At 66.6% G+C, this 19,419-nt stretch carries 15 protein-coding genes; 13 read left to right on the top strand and 2 right to left on the bottom strand.

The genetic code is table 11. The features are described from left to right. Window positions 1-74: 74 nt before the first annotated feature. From katG to FHG66_RS05420, 3 genes are all read left to right on the top strand, one after another. Complete coding sequence (katG, locus tag FHG66_RS05430) at window positions 75-2,300, top strand: catalase/peroxidase HPI (protein WP_139075723.1); 2,226 nt, start codon at window positions 75-77, stop codon at window positions 2,298-2,300. 244 nt (window positions 2,301-2,544) lie between these two features. Continuing rightward, window positions 2,545-4,233, top strand: coding sequence for a methyl-accepting chemotaxis protein (locus FHG66_RS05425; RefSeq protein WP_176556137.1), 1,689 nt, complete (start codon window positions 2,545-2,547; stop codon window positions 4,231-4,233). 462 nt (window positions 4,234-4,695) lie between these two features. Beyond that, complete coding sequence (locus FHG66_RS05420) at window positions 4,696-4,908, top strand: VPEID-CTERM sorting domain-containing protein (protein ID WP_139075721.1); 213 nt, start codon at window positions 4,696-4,698, stop codon at window positions 4,906-4,908. Window positions 4,909-4,930: 22 nt separating this feature from the next. On the opposite strand, the gene xrtE is transcribed toward FHG66_RS05420, so the two are convergent. After that, window positions 4,931-6,538 carry an exosortase E/protease, VPEID-CTERM system gene (gene xrtE / locus FHG66_RS05415; protein WP_176556136.1) on the bottom strand — a complete coding sequence of 536 codons (1,608 nt, stop codon included), beginning with the start codon at window positions 6,536-6,538 and terminating at the stop codon, window positions 4,931-4,933. 1,070 nt (window positions 6,539-7,608) lie between these two features. Between xrtE and FHG66_RS05410 the strand changes: the two genes are divergently transcribed. From FHG66_RS05410 to phoB, 6 genes are all read left to right on the top strand, one after another. Next, a complete protein-coding gene (locus tag FHG66_RS05410) occupies window positions 7,609-8,646 on the top strand; it encodes a substrate-binding domain-containing protein (RefSeq protein ID WP_139075719.1) in 1,038 nt (345 codons plus the stop codon). A gap of 63 nt (window positions 8,647-8,709) precedes the next feature. Continuing rightward, on the top strand, window positions 8,710-10,134 hold the full coding sequence (pstC, locus tag FHG66_RS05405) for a phosphate ABC transporter permease subunit PstC (protein WP_139075718.1): 1,425 nt from the start codon (window positions 8,710-8,712) through the stop codon (window positions 10,132-10,134). Further along, entirely contained in the window at window positions 10,131-11,498 is a 1,368-nt protein-coding gene (pstA, locus tag FHG66_RS05400; RefSeq protein ID WP_139075717.1) for a phosphate ABC transporter permease PstA, read from the top strand. The genes pstC and pstA overlap by 4 nt, the downstream gene beginning before the upstream one ends. A 12-nt stretch (window positions 11,499-11,510) precedes the next feature. Beyond that, window positions 11,511-12,308, top strand: coding sequence for a phosphate ABC transporter ATP-binding protein PstB (gene pstB, locus FHG66_RS05395; RefSeq protein ID WP_139075716.1), 798 nt, complete (start codon window positions 11,511-11,513; stop codon window positions 12,306-12,308). An 11-nt stretch (window positions 12,309-12,319) separates the two neighbouring features. Further along, window positions 12,320-13,027, top strand: coding sequence for a phosphate signaling complex protein PhoU (gene phoU, locus FHG66_RS05390; protein WP_139075715.1), 708 nt, complete (start codon window positions 12,320-12,322; stop codon window positions 13,025-13,027). Further along, window positions 13,024-13,722 carry a phosphate regulon transcriptional regulator PhoB gene (gene phoB / locus FHG66_RS05385; protein WP_281282904.1) on the top strand — a complete coding sequence of 233 codons (699 nt, stop codon included), beginning with the start codon at window positions 13,024-13,026 and terminating at the stop codon, window positions 13,720-13,722. Before phoU ends, phoB begins: the two co-directional genes overlap by 4 nt. A gap of 78 nt (window positions 13,723-13,800) precedes the next feature. Here the strand turns inward: phoB and tal are convergent, their stop codons facing one another. Next, window positions 13,801-14,766: a transaldolase gene (gene tal, locus FHG66_RS05380; RefSeq protein ID WP_139075714.1), complete on the bottom strand. Its 966-nt coding sequence runs from the start codon at window positions 14,764-14,766 to the stop codon at window positions 13,801-13,803. Between the two features lie 145 nt (window positions 14,767-14,911). Between tal and FHG66_RS05375 the strand changes: the two genes are divergently transcribed. The 4 genes from FHG66_RS05375 to FHG66_RS05360 all read left to right on the top strand — a co-directional run bounded on the left by FHG66_RS05375 (window position 14,912) and on the right by FHG66_RS05360 (window position 19,410). Continuing rightward, entirely contained in the window at window positions 14,912-15,679 is a 768-nt protein-coding gene (locus FHG66_RS05375; RefSeq protein ID WP_246082469.1) for a sulfite exporter TauE/SafE family protein, read from the top strand. Between the two features lie 64 nt (window positions 15,680-15,743). Then, complete coding sequence (locus FHG66_RS05370; protein WP_139075713.1) at window positions 15,744-16,529, top strand: ThuA domain-containing protein; 786 nt, start codon at window positions 15,744-15,746, stop codon at window positions 16,527-16,529. Continuing rightward, window positions 16,526-17,683 (top strand): Gfo/Idh/MocA family protein, encoded by a 1,158-nt coding sequence (locus tag FHG66_RS05365; protein WP_246082468.1) that lies wholly within the window; start codon window positions 16,526-16,528, stop codon window positions 17,681-17,683. The genes FHG66_RS05370 and FHG66_RS05365 overlap by 4 nt, the downstream gene beginning before the upstream one ends. Window positions 17,684-17,694: 11 nt before the next feature. Continuing rightward, window positions 17,695-19,410 (top strand): glycosyltransferase, encoded by a 1,716-nt coding sequence (locus FHG66_RS05360; protein ID WP_176556135.1) that lies wholly within the window; start codon window positions 17,695-17,697, stop codon window positions 19,408-19,410. Window positions 19,411-19,419 lie beyond the last annotated feature (9 nt).

The following is a 19,419-nucleotide window of genomic DNA, read 5'->3' as shown; positions in this document are numbered from 1 at the left end:
TCGACCGGCAGGAGCAGTCCTGCTGCGGAGGTCCGGCTTCGAGTCGGGCAAGATGATCAGACGCGAGGGGCGACATGGACGGAAACAGCGTGGCAGAGGCCGGCAAGTGCCCGGTAGCGCATGCGGGGCACAAGCGGGTCAGCTTCAGTGGCCGCACCAACCGGGACTGGTGGCCGAATCACCTGAACTTGAAGGTGCTGCACCAGCACTCCGCCCTGTCGAACCCGATGGGGCCAGCCTTCAGCTATGCCGATGAGTTCAGGCAACTTGATCTCGCGGCAGCCAAGAACGATCTGAACGCGCTCATGACCGAAAGCCAGCCATGGTGGCCGGCCGATTGGGGCCATTACGGCCCGCTCTTCATCCGCATGGCCTGGCACAGCGCTGGCAGCTATCGCACGGCCGACGGCCGCGGCGGCGCCTCCTCGGGCGGGCAGCGCTTTGCCCCGCTCAACAGCTGGCCGGACAACGGCAACCTCGACAAGGCTCGCCGCCTGCTCTGGCCGATCAAGCGCAAGTACGGCAACCGCCTGTCCTGGGCCGACCTGATGATCTTGGCCGGGAACGTCGCGCTCGAGTCGATGGGCTTCAAGACCTTCGGCTTCGGCGGGGGACGCGCCGACACTTGGGAGCCGCAGGAGGACATCTACTGGGGTGACGAGGGTGAATGGCTCGCCACGTCGGAGAAGGATCACAGCCGCTACACGGGCGACCGCGAGCTCGCGCATCCGCTGGCGGCCGTGCAGATGGGCCTGATCTACGTCAATCCCGAAGGCCCCGACGGCAACCCCGACCCGCTCGCCTCGGGCCGCGACATCCGCGACACCTTTGCCCGCATGGCCATGAACGACGAGGAAACCGTCGCGCTGGTCGCCGGCGGCCACACGTTCGGCAAGGCACATGGCAACGGCCCGGCCTCGGCCGTGGGGCCCGAGCCCGAGGGCGCGCCGATCCACGCCATGGGCCTGGGCTGGTTGTCCTCGCATGGCACCGGCAACGGCTACGACACCATCACCTCGGGCATCGAGGGGGCCTGGAAGCCGAACCCGACGACCTGGGACATGGGCTACTTCGACGTCCTCTTCGGCTACGAATGGGAGCTGGTGCGCTCCCCCGCAGGCGCGAAGCAGTGGGTCGCCAAGGACGTGCGCCCCGAGCACATGATTCCCGACGCGCATGATCCGTCCAAGAAGCACCGTCCGATGATGACGACGGCGGACCTCGCCATGCGATTCGACCCGATCTACGAAGGCATCTCACGCCGTTATCACGCCGACCCGGAGCTGTTCGCCGACGCCTTCGCCCGCGCCTGGTTCAAGCTCACCCACCGCGACATGGGCCCCAAGGTCCGTTACCTCGGCAGCGAGGTTCCGGCCGAGGATCTGATCTGGCAGGATCCGGTGCCGGCCGTTGACCATCCCCTGATCGACGCGGCCGACATCGCGTCTCTCAAGGCCAAGGTGCTGGCCTCGGGGCTCTCGATCTCGGACTTCGTCACCACGGCCTGGGCCTCGGCCTCGACCTTCCGAGGCTCGGACAAGCGGGGCGGCGCGAACGGAGCGCGCATCCGGCTGGCGCCGCAGAAGGATTGGGAGGTGAACCAGCCCGCTCGCCTGTCCACAGTGCTGGGCGTGCTGGAGGACATCCAGGCGGAGTTCAACGCGTCCCAGACCGGCGGCAAAAGAGTCTCGATGGCCGACCTGATCGTGCTCGCTGGTAACACAGCGGTCGAGCAGGCCGCGCGTAACGCCGGTCATACTGTCGAGGTGCCCTTCGCGCCTGGTCGGACGGACGCCACCCAGGAGCAGACGGATGTCGAGTCCTTCTCGGTGCTCGAGCCCGAGGCGGATGGCTTCCGCAATTACATGAAGCACCGCTTCAGCCACTCTCCCGAGGAGATGCTTGTAGATCGGGCGCAGCTTCTCACGCTGACCGCACCTGAGATGACGGTGCTGGTCGGCGGCCTGCGTGCGCTGGACGCGAACGCCGGGCAGTCCACGCATGGTGTGCTGACCCGTCGGCCCGGGGCTCTGACGACCGACGTCTTCGTCAACTTGCTCGATATCGGCACGGTCTGGACGCCGGTGTCAGAGGAGGCGCTGGTCTTCGAAGGCCGCGACCGCGCGACCGGCGACCTGAAATGGACCGCCACCCGCGTGGACCTTGTCTTCGGGTCCAATTCGCAACTGAGGGCGGTGGCCGAGGTCTATGCACAGGACGACAACCAGGGGCGGTTCGTGGCCGATTTCGTCGCCGCTTGGACCAAGGTCATGAACCTCGACCGCTTCGATCTGGTCTGACCGACTCACTCGGGACGTGACGCGGCTCCGCCTTGCAAGGCGGAGCCGCGCTCTTTTGGGACCTGCCGGTCTTGCCTCCGAACTTACGCGGGCAGGCAGAACAGGCCGCCAATAGTCCTGAAGATCGCTGTCTGACGCTACGGAAGGCTCGCCCGATAACTAGGCTTTCACTTCTGTATGCTCGGATGCCCGGCAACGCCCCAAAGCTTCTCGGGGCTGCGTTTTTCAGCAAAGGGCTGCCGTGGTGCGTCTTACTCTCAAGCTCAAGCTAGCCGGAGCCTTCGGCATCCTTGCCGTCGCGCTGTTCGGTATCGCGATTTTCAGTATCAATCAACTTCAGACCTATAACGATCAGGTCGCGCAGATCGCAGAGGTGTACACGCCCGCGCAGGGCCATCTGCTGAACGCCGATCGCGACGCCCAGCAGGCCCTCGTCGCAGAGCGTAGCCTGCTGCTGCTCTCGCCGACGTCGGAGGGGTTCCAAGCCCAGCTTCAGGAACACGCCGACAACATCACGCAGATCAGCGAACGCATGGAGGCCTATGCGGCGCTCGTCGATGCCGACTGGTCGAACACTCTCATGGAACAGTTCTGGCCGCAGCTCGACGCTTGGAAGGAAGCGAGCCTGGGGGTCATCAAGGAAGCCGGTCAAAGCCGGACTGGCAACCGACCCGTCATCAACCGAAGCCTCACAGAGGTCGACGCGCAGTTCAACGCGATGCGCGACATCATCGACGCCGCCGACGAGGAGTTGAACGCGGTGATCGATCAGCAGGTGTTGCGGGCAGCCGAAAGTTATCAGAACAGCCGCATGCTCGTGATCGTGGCCGCGATCGGAGCCGTTGCCGTAGGGCTGGTCAGCGCGATCTGGACCCTGCTGTCGTTGTCGCGTGGTCTGGGCCGGGCTCAAGCCGCACTGCAGCGGGTCATGTCCGGCGATCTCACGGCTCCCAAGGCCGAGCGCGGGCACGACGAGATTGCGGTTCTCCTGTCCGGCGTCGGTACCATGGTCGGACGTTTGCGGGACGTCGTCACCGAAACGAACTCCAACGCCCGCCGAGTAGCAGCCGCTTCGAGCGAAATGGCCACAACCGCGGCACAACTGAGCCAGGGTGCCACCGAACAGGCCTCCGCGACCGAGCAGGCCTCGGCCTCCGTCGAGCAGATGGCGGCCAACATCAAGCAGACCGCGCACAGCGCCGGAGAGACGGAGCGGGCCGCGCGCCAATCGCTCGACAGCGCTCGCGAGGTCGGAGTCATGGCGGGCGACTCGATGACGAGCATGCAGGCCATCGCTGAGAAGATCCTCGTCATGCAGGAGATCGCGCGCCAGACCGACCTCCTTGCGCTCAATGCCGCCGTGGAGGCCGCGCGGGCCGGGGAGCATGGGCGCGGCTTCGCCGTCGTCGCCTCGGAGGTGCGGAAGCTTGCCGAGCGCAGCCAGACTGCGGCCGTGGAAGTGGCGCACCTCTCTGGGCAGACTCTCAAGGGAACGGAGCAGGCACGTCCCAAGCTCGAGCAACTGGTGGCCGACATCGCGCGTACGGCAGAGCTCATGAGCCAGATCGCCCGTGCCAACGAGGAACTCTCGACCGGCGCGACCCAGGTGGCCCTGGCGATCGAGCAGCTCAACGATGTCACGCAGCAGAACACGACTGCGTCCGAGCAGGTCTCCACCACCGCGGGCGAGTTGGCGGGCCGCGCCGAGGCGCTGCAGACGGGGATGGCCTTCTTCCGGATGGATGCATCACAGGCGCAGCCCGCTCCACGGGCGCCGGTCGCCGAAGTGCAGCCTTTGGTGGCGGCCGTGCCGGTGCGCCGTAAACCCAAGCCGGTAGGTGCCGCTGCATCCAGCGGGTTCGCTTTCGACCTGGACGATGCCGGAGAGGATGAGCTGGACGCCCAGTTCACCCGCGCCACGCGGAGTCGGTAAGCCGTACAAAGTGCGGGCTGTCTCCCGTCCCGCTGATGGCATGGCTTGGCCCGGGAACCCTGGCCAAGCCGTGTTTATCCAAATGGCTCCCAGGCCCTGCGAACCTCCTCTATCGTCGGTGCAGTGCTGCCCTCCGATGGAGCGGCGCACGTCCCAGCAGCGCTGTTCCGTGGTGTCCCACGATCTTACGGCAGTCGCCAGACCGGCCTGATCGGTGCGAACCATCCAGAAACCGGGATCATCCTCTCTGCCGGATCACTCCCGACACAGGCATGCCTTTTCCCGGGCCTTCCTCCCCCATGACGGACGGGGGATACGATCTGGGAGGGAAACATCTCTGTGCGATCACGTTCGGACAGTCAGGCCTCTCAAAATGTGATATCTTGAAACGATCAGTTTCTATTGTGTTGGCTCGACAGAAGGCGGCATCATATCAGAGTTGAAGCCTACGGAGGTGTTTCCATGATCAAGACAGCGCTTGCCGGATTGCCGGCCTATCTGCTGGCTGCCGCGCCTGCTTTGGCTCATCACAGGGTCGGGCATAACGGCGGACCACCGCGGGCGACGCAGGTTCCCGAGATCGACGCGTCGGCAGGCCTGCTCGCCTTGGCCGCAGTCGGTGCTATCCTTCTGCTCACCTGGGAGCGTGGACGGCGGCGCAGCAGCCAGTCCTAGTCTTGTACAGGTCGCGGACTGGTCAAAGCACAGACCAATCCGATGATATGATGGCCCACAGCCCGATCAGGCTGTTGGCCGCCACATGCGCTACTATGGCGTCTCCAACTCGTTGTCGTCTCAGCATGACTCCGGCGAAGACGACTCCGGCCATCCCAGCTTCCAGCCAGCGGCCGTGCATCATGGCAAAGGCGGCGCTTGAAGCGGCCACGGCAAGGATGCGCCGAGAAACACCAGGCCCGTCGAGCCGTTCCAAGAGGTAGCCCCGGAAGAAGAGTTCCTCCACGACAGGAACCAGAATGGATGTGCCTAGCAGACGGGCCGCGACCCAGACGGCCAGCATGGGTCCTGAAAGGCTGGCAACGGCGTCCATCAACAGGGATCCTGACGACGACAGGGGCGGTTGCAGGGCGATCCAGGCAATTCCGACGCTCAGGCCCGCGATCACGGCGACCGGGTCCGGTGTCCATTCGATCCGACGGTAGTGTCGCCAGAACAGCGCCAGAGCCGCGGCAACGGCCAACGCACGGGCCGGAAACGCCAGGTCGGGATGGACGGTCAGAGCCGAACCCACGGTTCCCGTGAGAAGAAAGACGGCAAAGGGCAGGATCCGGGCTGCATACCAATCCTCCATCAGGGGCAGTGGGACAGGCGCCTGCTTTGGAGTGTGGAGCGCTGGTGTCGCATGCACCACGGCGATCAGCCCCAATGCCAGCAGCGCAAAGAACATCCAACCGGCATGGCTGTGGAACCCGTTCACCGCGATCTCGGGCGAGGCTCGAGCCCCGATCAGCAGGAGGGTCGCAATTCGAACGACATTGAAGACCCAGCTCAGGATCAGGCCGAGCGGGAGGACGATCAGCCAGTACTGGGGAAACCGCAGATCCCCGCGAAATAGATAGCCGTAAAGCGCCACGAAAGCGGTGATCAGGACAAAGCCCTCGGTTCCCGCACAGGGTGGGCCGATCTCGACGAAGAAGTCGCGCAAGCCGATCACATAGGCCGCCGGGTCCACATAGACCTCCGCGCCGGTGCTCGTCAGCAGCAGGCTCACTGCGGCAAAGGTGACGCGGGCCAGCCCCTGCCATTCCCAGACCGGCAGGAGGGCGCGACCGAGGTCGGGGCCGAGGGCAACCAAGGCCAGGATGATCAAGGGGCTATAGGACTCGGCCGCTAGCCAGCGTCTCCAAGCCAGTGGCTTGGCTGCGTAGAACAGGGCTCCGACAATGGCGAGAGCTGCGCCCGCGATCCAGAATGGCAGCGCCCGATCGAAGAAGAGGTCGGACTCTGCCACCGTGGCCGGGCTCAGGGCCAAAGGCATCGCGAGAAGCGCTACCCCCAGGCCATGCACAGCCAGCCACATGTACGACGCCCCGCCGTTCCTGCCGGGTGAAGGCAGAGTTGGCCTTTCTCTGGCCGGAGGAGATCTTTCCTCTTGCGCAGCCAGCCAAGTCCCTGGACGAGCCCAGATGAACAGGCCGAACGCCATCGTCACGACCACAGCCCGGGCGACGAGGCTTCGCAGCAGGTCGCACCCGAGTTGCGCTTCGGTGCGGCGGCATTCGAGATCACTGAGGACCTGATAGGCCAAGGCCAGACCGGCCAACTCCGCCGCGATCAGACCTGCCATGGCATACGGGCGCAACCGTGCAGAAGACCAAGCCCGGCGCAGTATCGGCCAAGAGACCTTTCTACCCGGTTCCGCTCGTTCCCGCATCTGCCGCCGCCTGCTGTGTTATGGATTGGATTTGGACGGAATAGACGGTCGCCGAAGCCGGTCTTGCAGGGTACGTCCATGAAATCGAGGGAAGGCGACGCCCTGCGTGACTCGCCGGCCCAGTTCACGGAACATCTCTGACCTACTAGGAAAACGGGGACAACTCGTTCTTGGACTACCAAGCGCAATCTCGATGGATCAGCAGGTAGAAACATCGTGACTGCGGCCGGGGTGTAAGCGGAGGCATGCTCGGGCGCCGGGACGGGTCCACTCCGGCCGGCTGCCGGGAACTTGCTTGGGCGCGGCACGGCCCTGGTCAGTTCCGGCCCGGGCTTGTCCCCGATCCCGACCTTCTTTCCTCGGCAGGTTTGCTGGCCACCGTGATCAGGGCTGTCTTTCCTTTGCTGGTGCATCACCAGTGGGAAAGGCCCAAGGCGTCACGGTCGCCCCTTGAAGGTGCCCTCCCGTAGGCATGCTCGCTCCGGGGCCCTTGACTCAAAGGGGTCCGCTTTGGCTGGGGCAGGGAAGCAGAGCATCCGCCACGCTTTTCGGCCCGAATCCACCCGTAGGAGTGAACCGTTGGCTCATGTCAGCTTGACTGCCTTGCACGATCACTCTTGGCGTTACGACTTTTGCCGGACGTGTAACCGCAGCGGTTGTGCTCGGGCGCTCTGAGATCTTGGGGGATGTGGTGGGCTGCAGGCCGCCGTCCGGCCTTCATGGCCGTTTGCGCATGCAACCTGCAGGGGGGCCGACCGCGTGTGTCGCCAAGTGGTCTGTTCTCGGTGGTCTCGGGCATCGGGTCGGCCGAGAGCCGTCCGGCCTGTCGATGCAGATGGTGCTTCGCTCCTACGAGCCGCTGCTCGATAGGTGTCATAAAGCTATTACACCGTTGTTACAGAAGCGTCGCCGGACAGGTCTAACGGATCGTGTCGTGGGCCGGCGGCATGCTTCGCCGGTCATCAAGACAAACAGGAGCTTCCATGTTTCACGTGAAACACCCGCTGACGGCTGTCGCCCTGATCGCCCTGGCCACCCCGGCCCTGGCCCGCGACAACGTCCAGGTGGCAGGGTCGTCGACCGTTCTGCCTTATGCCACCATCGTGGCCGAGGCCTTTGGCGAGAACTTCGACTTCCCGACCCCGGTGGTCGAGGGTGGTGGCACGGGCGCTGGCCTGGCGCGCTTCTGCGAAGGCGTGGGCGAGAACCAGATCGACATCGCCAACGCCTCGCGTCCCATGCGAGCCGGCGAGTTCGAGACCTGCCAAGCCAATGGCGTGACCGACATCGTCGAAGTCCGCATCGGTTACGACGGGATCGTCTTTGCGTCCCAGGCGGGCGGAGCGTCCTTCGCCTTCACGCCCGAGCATTGGTACAACGCCCTGGCCGCACAGGTGGTGCAGGACGGGCAACTCGTGGCCAACCCCAATACCAACTGGTCGCAAGTCGACGCCGCCCTGCCCGACCAGGAGATCCTGGCCTTCATTCCCGGCACCAAGCACGGCACCCGTGAGGTCTTCGAGGAGCGCGTGATCCTCGAAGGCTGTGAGTCGACCGGCGCCATGGAAGCCTTCGTGGCCTCCGGCATGGACGAGGACGCCGCCGAAGAGGCCTGCCTCACGCTGCGCACCGACGGCCTGTCGAACGACATCGACGGCGACTACAACGAGACGCTGGCCCGTCTCGAGGCGAACCCGACCGGCGTGGGCGTGTTCGGCCTGGCGTTCTACGAGAACAACACCGATCGCCTTCAGGTCGCGACCATGTCCGGCGTCACCCCCTCGACCGAAAGCATCGCCTCCGGCGAGTACCCGGTCTCGCGCCCACTGTTCTTCTACATCAAGAAGGCGCATTTCGGCGTGATCCCCGGCCTTAAGGAGTATGCGGAGTTCTTCGTCTCCGATGACATCGCCGGTGAGGGTGGCCCGCTGGCCGAATACGGCCTCGTCTCGGATCCCGAGCTTGCCTCGGTCCAGCAAGTCGTTGCCGACGAAACGGTCATGACCGCCCCCGCCAACTGACCTGACCTTCTCGGGCCGGCCCGCCTTTTCGCGAGCCGGCCCCTTTGCTTTGGTGCGCCCCCGATGTCTCCAGGCTGGCTCTTTCTTCTCGTCCTCCTGATCGCCGCGGCAGGCTACGTCCTTGGACGGAGCCGGGCCCTCAGCGCCACGGGCGGAAGCCTGCGGACGATGCATTCGCTTCCCGGCGCCTATGGCTGGAACGTGGCGATGGCGGTACTCATCCCCTCGCTCCTGATCCTCGCGGTCTGGACCCTGGTCGCCCCTGCGGTGCTGGGCCGTCTCGTGACGCCGATGATGGCAGGGCAGGAGGGGAACCTGTCCCTCCTGATGAGCGATGTCCGCCGGGTGGCTGACGGCCTGCTCCTTCTCGGGGAGGATCCGGCCTCCATCACGACCGAAGGCCTGCGCGACCGCCTGGCCGAAGCCGGCGTTGCCCTGGGTCAGGATGTATCAAACGCCACCCTCGCCGCAGCCGCCCGTTACGACGTGCTGGGCGCGTGGTCCCACTGGCTGCTCACCATCCTCGTGCTGAGCGTTGCCCTGGGCGCAGCCGCTTTGGCCGTCCGGCGGACGACGCCCACGCTTCGCGCCCGCAACGAGGTGGAGCGGGGGATCCGGGGCCTCCTGATCGCCGCCGCACTCGTGGCGATCGCGACCACCGTGGGCATCGTCCTGGCCCTCATCTTCAACACGATCAAGTTCTTCCAGATCTACCCGGCCTCGGAGTTCTTCTTCGGCACGACCTGGACCCCCTCCTTTGGCGGCGGCTCCGAGCTTGGCATCCTGCCGCTCGTCTGGGGAACACTCTACATCTCAACCATAGCGCTTTTCGTAGCCGTGCCCCTCGGCCTCCTGTCGGCCGTCTATCTGTCCGAATACGCCTCGTCCCGCGTCCGCGCCTGGGCCAAGCCGATGCTCGAGGTGCTGGCCGGCATCCCCTCCATCGTCTACGGCCTGTTCGCCCTCCTGACGGTCGGCCCCGCGTTGATGCTGGTCTTCGGGGACGGCGGCCTGGGCTGGATGCAGGGGGGGACGGCCGTGATCACCGCAGGCCTCGTCATGGGCATCATGCTCATCCCCTTCGTGTCCTCGCTGTCGGACGACATCATCAACGCCGTGCCGCAGGCGATGCGCGACGGCTCGCTGGGCCTGGGCGCGACCCGGTCCGAGACGATCCGCCAGGTCGTGCTGCCCGCGGCGCTGCCGGGCATCATGGGAGCGGTCCTGCTGGCAGCCTCCCGCGCCATCGGCGAGACGATGATCGTGGTCCTGGGGGCTGGAGCCGCAGCCCGCCTGTCGCTCAACCCCTTCGAGGCCATGACCACGATCACCGCCAAGATCGTGAGCCAGCTCACCGGCGACCAGGACTTCTCCTCGCCCGAGGCGTTGGTGGCCTTCGCGCTGGCCATGAGCTTGTTCGTCGTCACCCTGTGCCTCAACATCGTCGCGCTCTGGATCGTGCGCCGCTACCGGGAGCAGTACGAATGACCGACCTGCCTTTGAATGGGGCCGCCGGAGCGATCCCCGACTTTCCGCGCCCGGCCCGATCCATCCTCGAGACGGATGCCCGTACCCGTGCCCGCAACCGCGCCGAGGCCCGCTTCCGGGCCTATGGGTTGGCGGCCCTTCTCGTCGGGCTGTTCTTCCTTGTCCTGCTGCTCGGGTCCATTCTCTGGAACGGCATGGGCGCCTTTATGCAGACCCGCATGACCCTGGAAGTCGAGCTGCTCGAATCCGAGCTCGATCCCGAAGGCACGCGCGATCCTGCCGTTCTGGCCGAAACCTCGACCTTCGGCTACGGCGACCTGATCGAGGCCGCGCTGGTCCGCACCGTGGCCGCGACCGGGGTGCAGACCGGGCTGGAGGCTGGCGACCTCGACGACCTGCTGTCGTCCGGGACCGCCGCACGCATCCGCGACGCGGTCATAGCCGACCCTTCGCTGGTCGGGCAAACGGTGACCTTCGACGTGCTCCCATCCTCGCGCGTGGATGGCTACATCAAGGGCCGGGTCACCCGCGAAAGCCTGGCCAACGACAAGAACCTGAGCCCCGAGCATCTCGACATCGTGGATGCCTTGGTGGCGCAAGGGACGCTGGACCGCGGTTTCAACCTGTCCTTCATCACCGGCGCGGACGCGTCCGAGAAGCGGCCCGAGGAGGCGGGCATCGGCGTGGCCATGATCGGCTCGTTCTACATGATGCTGGTCGTGCTGGGCCTGTCGCTCCCCATCGGCGTCGCGGCTTCGATCTACCTTGAGGAGTTCGCGCCCAAGAACCGTTTCACGGACCTCATCGAGGTCAACATCGCGAACCTCGCGGCGGTGCCGTCGATCGTTTACGGCATCCTGGGACTCGCGGTGTTCATCCAATTCGCCGGCCTGCCGCAGTCCGCGCCGCTGGTGGGCGGCCTCGTGCTGACGCTGCTCACGTTGCCCACGATCATCATCGCCACGCGCGCCTCGCTCCGGGCAGTGCCGCCCTCGATCCGCGACGCGGCGCTGGGCGTGGGCGCCTCCAAGATGCAGGCGGTGTTCCACCATGTCCTTCCCCTGGCGGTGCCGGGCATCATGACCGGGACGATCATCGGCATGGCCCACGCCCTGGGCGAGACCGCGCCCCTTCTCCTGATCGGGATGGTGGGGTTCGTGGCCTCGAACTATCCGGGCGGGGTGCTGGACGGCTTCACGTCGCCGAACTCGGCCATGCCGGCGCAGATCTACGAATGGGCCAAGCGCGCCGACCCGGCCTTCTATGAACGAGCCTGGGGCGGGATCATCGTGCTGCTCGTGTTCCTGCTCGTCATGAACCTGATGGCGGTCCTTGTGCGCCGCCGCTTCGAACGCCGCTGGTAAAGGGCTATCCTCATGAATGACATGCGACTGTTCGAAAGGGCCGCGACCGTGGACGAGGTAAAGATCAGGGCCAAGGACGTGAACGTCCATTATGGCATCGCCCATGCGCTCAAGGATGTGTCGGTCGATATTGGCGACCGCCTCGTGACGGCCTTCATCGGGCCTTCGGGCTGTGGGAAGTCCACGTTCCTGCGCTGCCTGAACCGGATGAACGACACCATTGCCGCGGCCCGCGTCACCGGGGCGATTGAACTGGACGGCCAAGACATCTACGACCGCCGCGTCGATCCGGTCCAGTTGCGCGCCAAGGTCGGGATGGTGTTCCAGAAGCCGAACCCCTTTCCCAAGTCGATCTACGAGAACGTGGCCTACGGGCCCCGCATCCACGGCCTGGCCCGCACCCGTGCCGAACTGGACGAGATCGTCGAAAAGGCGCTTCGCCGCGCCGCCCTGTGGAACGAGGCCAAGGACCGGCTGCAGTCTCCGGGCACCGGCCTGTCGGGCGGCCAGCAGCAGCGCCTGTGTATCGCCAGAGCCATCGCGACCGAGCCCGAGGTTCTTCTGATGGACGAGCCTGCCTCGGCGCTCGACCCCATCGCCACCGCGCAGATCGAGGAGCTGATCGACGAACTGCGCCAGACCTATTCGGTGGTGATCGTCACCCATTCCATGCAGCAGGCCGCACGGGTGAGCCAGCGGACCGCGTTCTTCCACCTAGGCCATCTGGTGGAATACGGTGAAACCGGCGACATCTTCACCAACCCCCGCGATCCCCGCACCGAGTCCTACATCTCCGGCCGGATCGGCTGAAAGGGCGCGTCATGAACGACCAGCACATCGTCAAATCCTACGACCGCGACCTCGAAGCCATACAGGCCACCATCCTCAAGATGGGCGGCCTTGTGGAAGACGCCATCCTTCTGGGCAGCGAGGCGCTCACGGCCCGCGACATCGAAGCCGCCGAACGCGTCCGCAAGGGCGATAAGGCCATCGACGCCTTGGAGGAGCAAATCAACGAGGAGGTGGCCCGCACCATCGCACTGCGCGCGCCCGTCAGCCGCGATCTGCGCATCCTCCTGTCGGTGCTGCGCCTTGCGGCCTCTCTCGAGAGGATCGGCGATTATGCAAAGAACATGGCCAAGCGCGTGACCGTGCTGGCCGACACGCGTGGCATCGAAGGGGCCGATGCCTCCCTGCGCCGCATGGCGCGCGAGGTGCAGGGCATGCTGCGCGACACGCTGGACGCCTTTGTCCGGCGCGACGCCGAGCTGGCCCGCGAGGTTCTGGCCCGCGACGAAAGCGTGGACCAGATGTACAACGCGCTCTTCCGCGAGATCCTGACCTTCATGCTTGAGGATCCACGCACCATTACGCCCGCCATGCATCTCCACTTCATTGCCAAGAATCTGGAGCGCATGGGCGACCTCGTGACCAACATGGCCGAGCAGGTGATCTACTTCGTCACCGGCGAGAAGCCGCAGGAGGACCGGCCCAAGGGTGACCGGACCGCCTATATGGGCGCGCCGTGAACCAGCGTGCCACCCTCGCGCCGCATGTGCTGCTGGTGGAGGACGAGCCCGCGCAACGGGAGATGCTGGCCTACAACCTGGAGGCCGAGGGCTTCCGGGTCAGCCAGGCCGCCTCGGGAGACGAGGGGCTGAACAGCCTCCGGGAAGACCCTCCCGATGTCGTCGTGCTCGACTGGATGCTGCCGGGCGTGTCGGGCATCGAGATCTGCCGCCGCATCCGCCTCCGCCCCGAGACGCGGGGCCTCCCCGTCATCATGCTGTCCGCCCGATCCGAAGAGGTGGACCGGGTGCGGGGCCTCGAGATGGGGGCCGATGATTACGTCATCAAGCCTTATGCCGTGGCCGAGCTTCTGGCGCGGGTGCGGGCCCAGCTTCGTCGCGTCCGTCCGTCAGCGATGGGACAGGTCCTGGAATTCGGGGACATCGCTCTCGACGCCGAAACACATCGGGTGACGCGAGGCGAGAGCCTAGTGAAACTTGGCCCCACCGAGTTCCGGCTTCTGGCCGTCCTGATGGAAAAGCCCGGCCGGGTCTGGTCGCGCGAGCAGCTGCTGGACCGGGTCTGGGGGCGTGACGTGTATGTCGATACCCGGACGGTGGATGTCCATGTCGGACGCCTGCGAAAGGCCCTCATGGCCCATGGAGGCGACGATCCGCTGCGGACGGTCCGTGGGGCGGGCTATTCGCTCGGCTGAGGGGGCAGGGCACCCCTGAATGCCGAAGGGCGGACCCCTCTGCTGGGCCCGCCCTCTTTCGTCTCAGGGTCCTGCGCCTCACTCCGCCGCTGGCGCGACCTGCCCCTTGGCGAGCCGTTCTTCGATGATCTTTCCCAGCTTCAGCGCGTCGGCGTGGAAGTTGCGGATACCTTCGGCCAGCTTCTCGGTTGCCATGGCGTCCTCGTTCATCTCCCAGCGGAAGGCTTGCTCCGAGATGGGCTCGGCCCGGCCCTGAGCCTGTCCGGGCGACAGCTGGCGCGGCAAGTCTCCCTGGTCCTCGCCGAGCTTCGTGATCAGCTCGGGCGAGATGGTGAGGCGGTCGCAGCCCGCCAGAGCCTCGATCTGCCCGGTGTTGCGGAAGGACGCGCCCATCACGACCGTGTCGATGCCATGCGCCTTGTAGTGGTCGTAGATCCGCCGGACCGACAGGACGCCCGGATCGGTTTCGGGCGTGTAGGTCTGCCCCGTGCTCTTGGCGTGCCAGTCGGTGATCCGGCCCACAAAGGGCGAGATCAGGAACACGCCCGCATCGGCGCAGGCCTTGGCCTGGGCCATGGAAAACAGGAGCGTCAGGTTGCACTGGATGCCCTCGCGCTCCAGCCGCTCGGCCGCGCGGATGCCTTCCCAGGTCGAGGCGAGCTTGATGAGGATGCGATCCTTGCCCACGCCGAGCTTGTCGTAGGCCTCGATGATGGCATGGGCCTTGGCGATGGACGCTTCGGTGTCGAAGGACAGTTGCGCGTCCACCTCGGTGGAGACGCGGCCCGGCACGATCTTGGCCAGCTCCGCGCCCAATCCTACGGTGAGTTCCTGCGCGATAGTCTCCTCGGGGCGGTCCGAATGGCGGCCCTGGTCCACGGCGCGGACCAGATGCTCCTCCATGGCGGGGTTCTGGATTGCCTTGAGCACCAGGGACGGGTTCGTGGTGCAGTCCTGCGGCTGGAGCCGCCGCACCGCCTCGAGGTCGCCGGTGTCGGCCACCACGACGGTCATGGACCGGAGTTGCTCGAGCTTGCTGGCCATTGCTGATGTCCTCCGAAAGGCTGCACCTCCTATGTAGGCCATCCCGAGCCCCTCCGCAAACGCGCCGTCCCCGATCCGGGTCGCCGTTGACCCCCGTCCGTGAAAGGAGCAGACGAAGCTCCGGGCAGGACAAGGCGGGCGACCGATGGACATGACGGATTTCCACGATCCCTGGGCGCTTGCGGTCATGGGACTGGCCGCGGCTGTCGTGGGGCTCTCCAAGGGGGGACTTGGAAGTGTCGGCATCATGGGCGTGCCGCTGCTCGTGCTGGTGCTGCCGCCCATCCAAGCGGCGGCGATCCTGCTGCCGATCCTGTGCCTGACCGACCTCGTGGCGACATGGACCTGGTGGGGCACCTGGAGCCGCCGGACGCTCGCGCTCATGCTGCCCGGTGCCATGGCCGGCATTGGCGTGGGCTGGCTGACGGCAGCGCTGGTCTCGGATGCGGTGGTCCGGCTCATCGTGGGGGTGGTGGCGGTGGCCTTCGTCGGACGCTGGCTATGGCAGCTCTGGCATCGCCGGCCCGAGGCCGCGCGTCCCGAGGGGGTCGCCCCGGCTTCCTTCTGGGGAGGGCTCGCCGGCTACACGAGCTTCGTGGCCCATGCAGGCGGTCCCCCGTTCCAGGTCTATACCTTGCCTCTCGGCCTCGACCCTCGGGTGCTGACTGGAACCAGCGTGGCGTTCTTCACCATCGTCAACTACGTCAAGCTGATCCCCTATGCCGCCTTGGGCGAGTTCGACACGCAGAACCTCGGCACCTCGGCGTTGCTGGCTCCGGTGGCCGTCGCCTTCACCTTCGTGGGCGCCTGGATCATCAACCGCATGCGGGCCGAGGTCTTTTACCCGATCACCTACGCACTGACGGCTCTGGTTGGGGTCAAGCTCATCTGGGACGGACTCACGGGACTCTGAGGCCGGTTGCGCTACCGTCGCGCCCCATGCATCTTCGCGCCAATCCACCGGGAGACTACCGATCATGGCCATCCGCACCGTCGTTTGGGGCGAGAACGTCCACGAGACCAAGAACAGGATCGTCGCTGGGGTCTATCCCCAGGGCATGCACCAGGCCATCGCCGACGCCCTGAACCAGGACCCCGCCATCCAGGCCACCACCGCCACGCTCCAGGAGCCCGAGCACGGGTTGCCGCAGGAGCGTCTCGACGCCACGGACGTCCTGCTCTGGTGGGGCCACGCCGCCCACAAGGAGGTCTCGGACGAGGTGGTGGAGCGGGTGGCCGAGGCGGTCTGGAGCGGCATGGGCCTGCTCGTCCTGCATTCGGGCCACTTTTCCAAGATCTTCAAGCGGCTCATGGGCGCGCCCTGCAACCTCACCTGGCGCGAGGCCGGAGAGCGCGAGCGGCTTTGGGTCACCTCGCGCAATCACCCGATCGCGGCGGGCCTGCCCGACCACTTCGAGCTTGAGCAGGAGGAAATGTACGGCGAGCCCTTCGGCGTGCCCGAGCCGCTGGAGACGGTGTTCGTGTCGTGGTTCCAGGGTGGCGAGGTGTTCCGCTCGGGCCTGACCTACAAGCGCGGCGCGGGCAGCGTCTTCTACTTCCGCCCCGGCCACGAGACCTACCCGACCTACCACGACGCGAATGTCCAACTGGTGCTGAAGAACGCGGTCAAATGGGCCTACAACCCCGGCCCGCGCCAAGCCGATCCGACCGAGGCGCCGAATATCCCCGTGGAAACGGCGCTCGAGCCGATCGAGGAGCGCGGCCCCAAGCTCCATCACGCCGGCGAGGAGGGATACCGATGACCGGCGAGGCCCAGAACGCGACCACGGCCGCCACACAACCCGCCGACAGCGCGGTCATGGCTCCGGATCAGGCGCCCGCCTCGGTAGCGGAGGGATCCGAACGGCCGGTTCGCCTCTTGATCGTGGGCACGGGCGGCATGGCGCGCCAGCACGCCGAGAAGTACGCCGCCATCCCCGGAGTGAGCCTCGTGGCCGGGATCGACACCAATCCCGAGCGCCTCGCGGCCTTTCAGGAGGCGCATGGCATCCCGACGGGGTTCGCCTCGGTGCAGGACGCACTGAACTGGGGCGAGTTCGATGCCGTGACCAACGTCACCCCCGACGCGGTCCACTACATGACGACGCTGCCCTTCCTGTCGGCAGGCAAGCACGTCATGTGCGAAAAGCCCCTGGCCGCCAACTATGCCCACGCGGCCGAGATGGCGCAGGCGGCCTCGCTCGCGGGCGTGATCAACATGGTGAACCTCACCTACCGCAATGTTCCCGCCATCAACGAGGCGGCGCGCCTAGTGGCCGATGGCGCCATCGGCGAGGTGCGGCACTTCGAGGCGTCCTATCTCCAGTCCTGGCTCACGCAGCCCGCCTGGGGCGAATGGTCCACCAGCAGCACTTGGCTCTGGCGCCTGTCCAAGGGGCACGGCTCCATGGGCGTGCTGGGCGATGTGGGCGTCCACATCCTCGATTTCGCGACCTATGCGGCCGGTTCGAGCCCGACCAACGTGTCCTGCCGCCTTGCGACCTTCCACAAGGCCCCGGATGACAGGATCGGGGAATACATGCTGGACGCGAACGACAGCGCGGTGATGCACCTGCGCCTGTCCAACGGCGCGACCGGCGTGGTCCATGCCTCCCGCTTCGCCTCGGGTCATCTGAACGACCTGACGCTGAAGCTCTTCGGCACCAAGGGCGGCCTCGAGGTTCAGGGCAGCAACGAGAAGAGCGTCCTGCGCGGCTCCCTGGGCGAGGACATGCTGACCGGAACCTGGCGCGACCTGCCGGCCCCGGCGGTCCCGACCAACTACCAACGCTTCATCGCCGCGATCCGGGCCGGCACGCCGGTTCTCCCCGACTTCGCGCGCGGCGCGGCTCTCCAGAAGATCCTCGATCTGGCCGTTGCCTCGGATGAGGCGCGCTCGCTCGACATGGCGGTCTGATGGCGCGTGGGATGAGCCAGCGGCCCGCCCCCTCAAGCCTGACTGGACCGGCCCCGTTTGCTGGCGCCGTGCCCGCGATCTTCTTCCACACCGACCAGATCGAGGGCGAGGGCAAGGATCTGGTCGGCCGCCGTTCGGCGGGGACCGGCTTCCTGAACGGCTGGCTGGCCCATGCCGGGGGGGCCGAGATCCGCGCCCTGGTTGAAACCGCCGACCACGGCCGGGCGCTGGAACAGCTCCTGCGCGACCGGGGGGAGCCGCGCCCCCTCCGCGTCACGGCCCTTCAGGGCGGGGGCGACTTCTCGGCGGCGGACTGCGTCTTCTTCCCGGGCCCCGGCTATCACGGCGCGTCCTGGCGACGCCAGCGACTGGGGCCGCAGAACTGCTCGCTGGTGGGCCTTACCCATACGGTCTCCACGCGCCGCATCATCGAGGGCCTTCATGCCCTGATGTCCGAGCCTGTGGAGGAATGGGACGCCATCATCTGCACCTCGCGCGCCGTGCAATCGGTCGTCGCGCGCCAGTTTGAAATGGAAGCCGACTACTTCCGGCAGCGATTCGGGGCCAGGCGGGTGCCGCAGCCGCAGTTGCCGGTCATCCCCCTGGGCATCGACGCGGCTGCCTTCGTCCCTCGCCCGGGCGGACGCGAGGCCATCCGTCAGGCCCAGGGCGTGCCCGAGCAGGCCGTCGTGGTCATGACGATGGGCCGTCTGTCGGTGGTCGAGAAGGCCAACCCCGTCCCACTCCTCCTTGCGCTGGAGGAGGTGGCGCGCGGGCTCGACCGGCCGGTGCATCTATGGTTGACCGGTTGGGCGAGCCGACCGGAGGAGGAGGCGCTCCACCGCGAGATGGCTCAACTGGCCCCTTCGGTCACCGTGCGCCTCCTGGATGGCCGGCTTCCGGCGATCCGTCGCGATGTGTGGGCGGGCGCCGACATCTTTACGCTGCCATCCGATTCGATCCAGGAAACCTTCGGACTCGTACCGGTGGAGGCCATGGCCGCTGGCCTTCCGGTGGTGATGCCGGACTGGGACGGCTTCCGGGACACCGTGCTGCATGGCGAGACGGGCTTCCTAGTGCCGACGCGCATGGCGCCGCCTGGGATGGGGGCCAGCCTCGCCCGCCGGTTCGGCGACCGGACCGACGGCTACCTTCACCACCTGACTCTGGTGCAGGGGCACGTGCAGATCGACGTGCCGGCCTATGCGCGGGCGCTGGGTGCCTTGGCCGGGGACGCAACCCTGCGCGCCCGGATGGGGGCGGCGGGTCAATGGCACGTGCGGGAGCATCTCGACTGGTCGCGCGTCATCCCGCGCTATCTTGACCTCGCCCGTGCCCTGGCCGAACGGCGGGCCGGGGCTGTTCCCACGACCCCGGCGCTTCGTCCGGGCTCCCCGAACCCGCTGGAGATCGACACCTTCGACCTTTACGCCGGTTATCCGTCCACCACCCTGTCGGCCGACACGCCGCTTTATCCTGGCCGCGAGGTCGGACCCGAGTTCCTGGCGCTGATTGACCATCTGTCGGGCCGCGACCTGTACCGCCGTCATCTCGTGACGATCGAGGTGGCCTTGCGGATTCTGGCCGAGGTTCGCGCCCAGCCCGGCCTGACGGTGGCGGATCTGGCCCGGCGCCTGGGTATGGAACGCACGGCCATGGGCACGGCGTCGCTGTCGCTCGCCAAATCCGACGCGCTCCGCCTGGAGGAGCCGCCGCTGCGGCGATGATCCGGGGCC

This window comes from Rubellimicrobium rubrum (assembly GCF_006152115.1).
GTDB classification, from domain to species: domain Bacteria; phylum Pseudomonadota; class Alphaproteobacteria; order Rhodobacterales; family Rhodobacteraceae; genus Rubellimicrobium; species Rubellimicrobium rubrum.
Note: the sequence above shows the minus strand (reverse complement) of the source record. Positions and strands in the feature narration are given on the sequence as shown.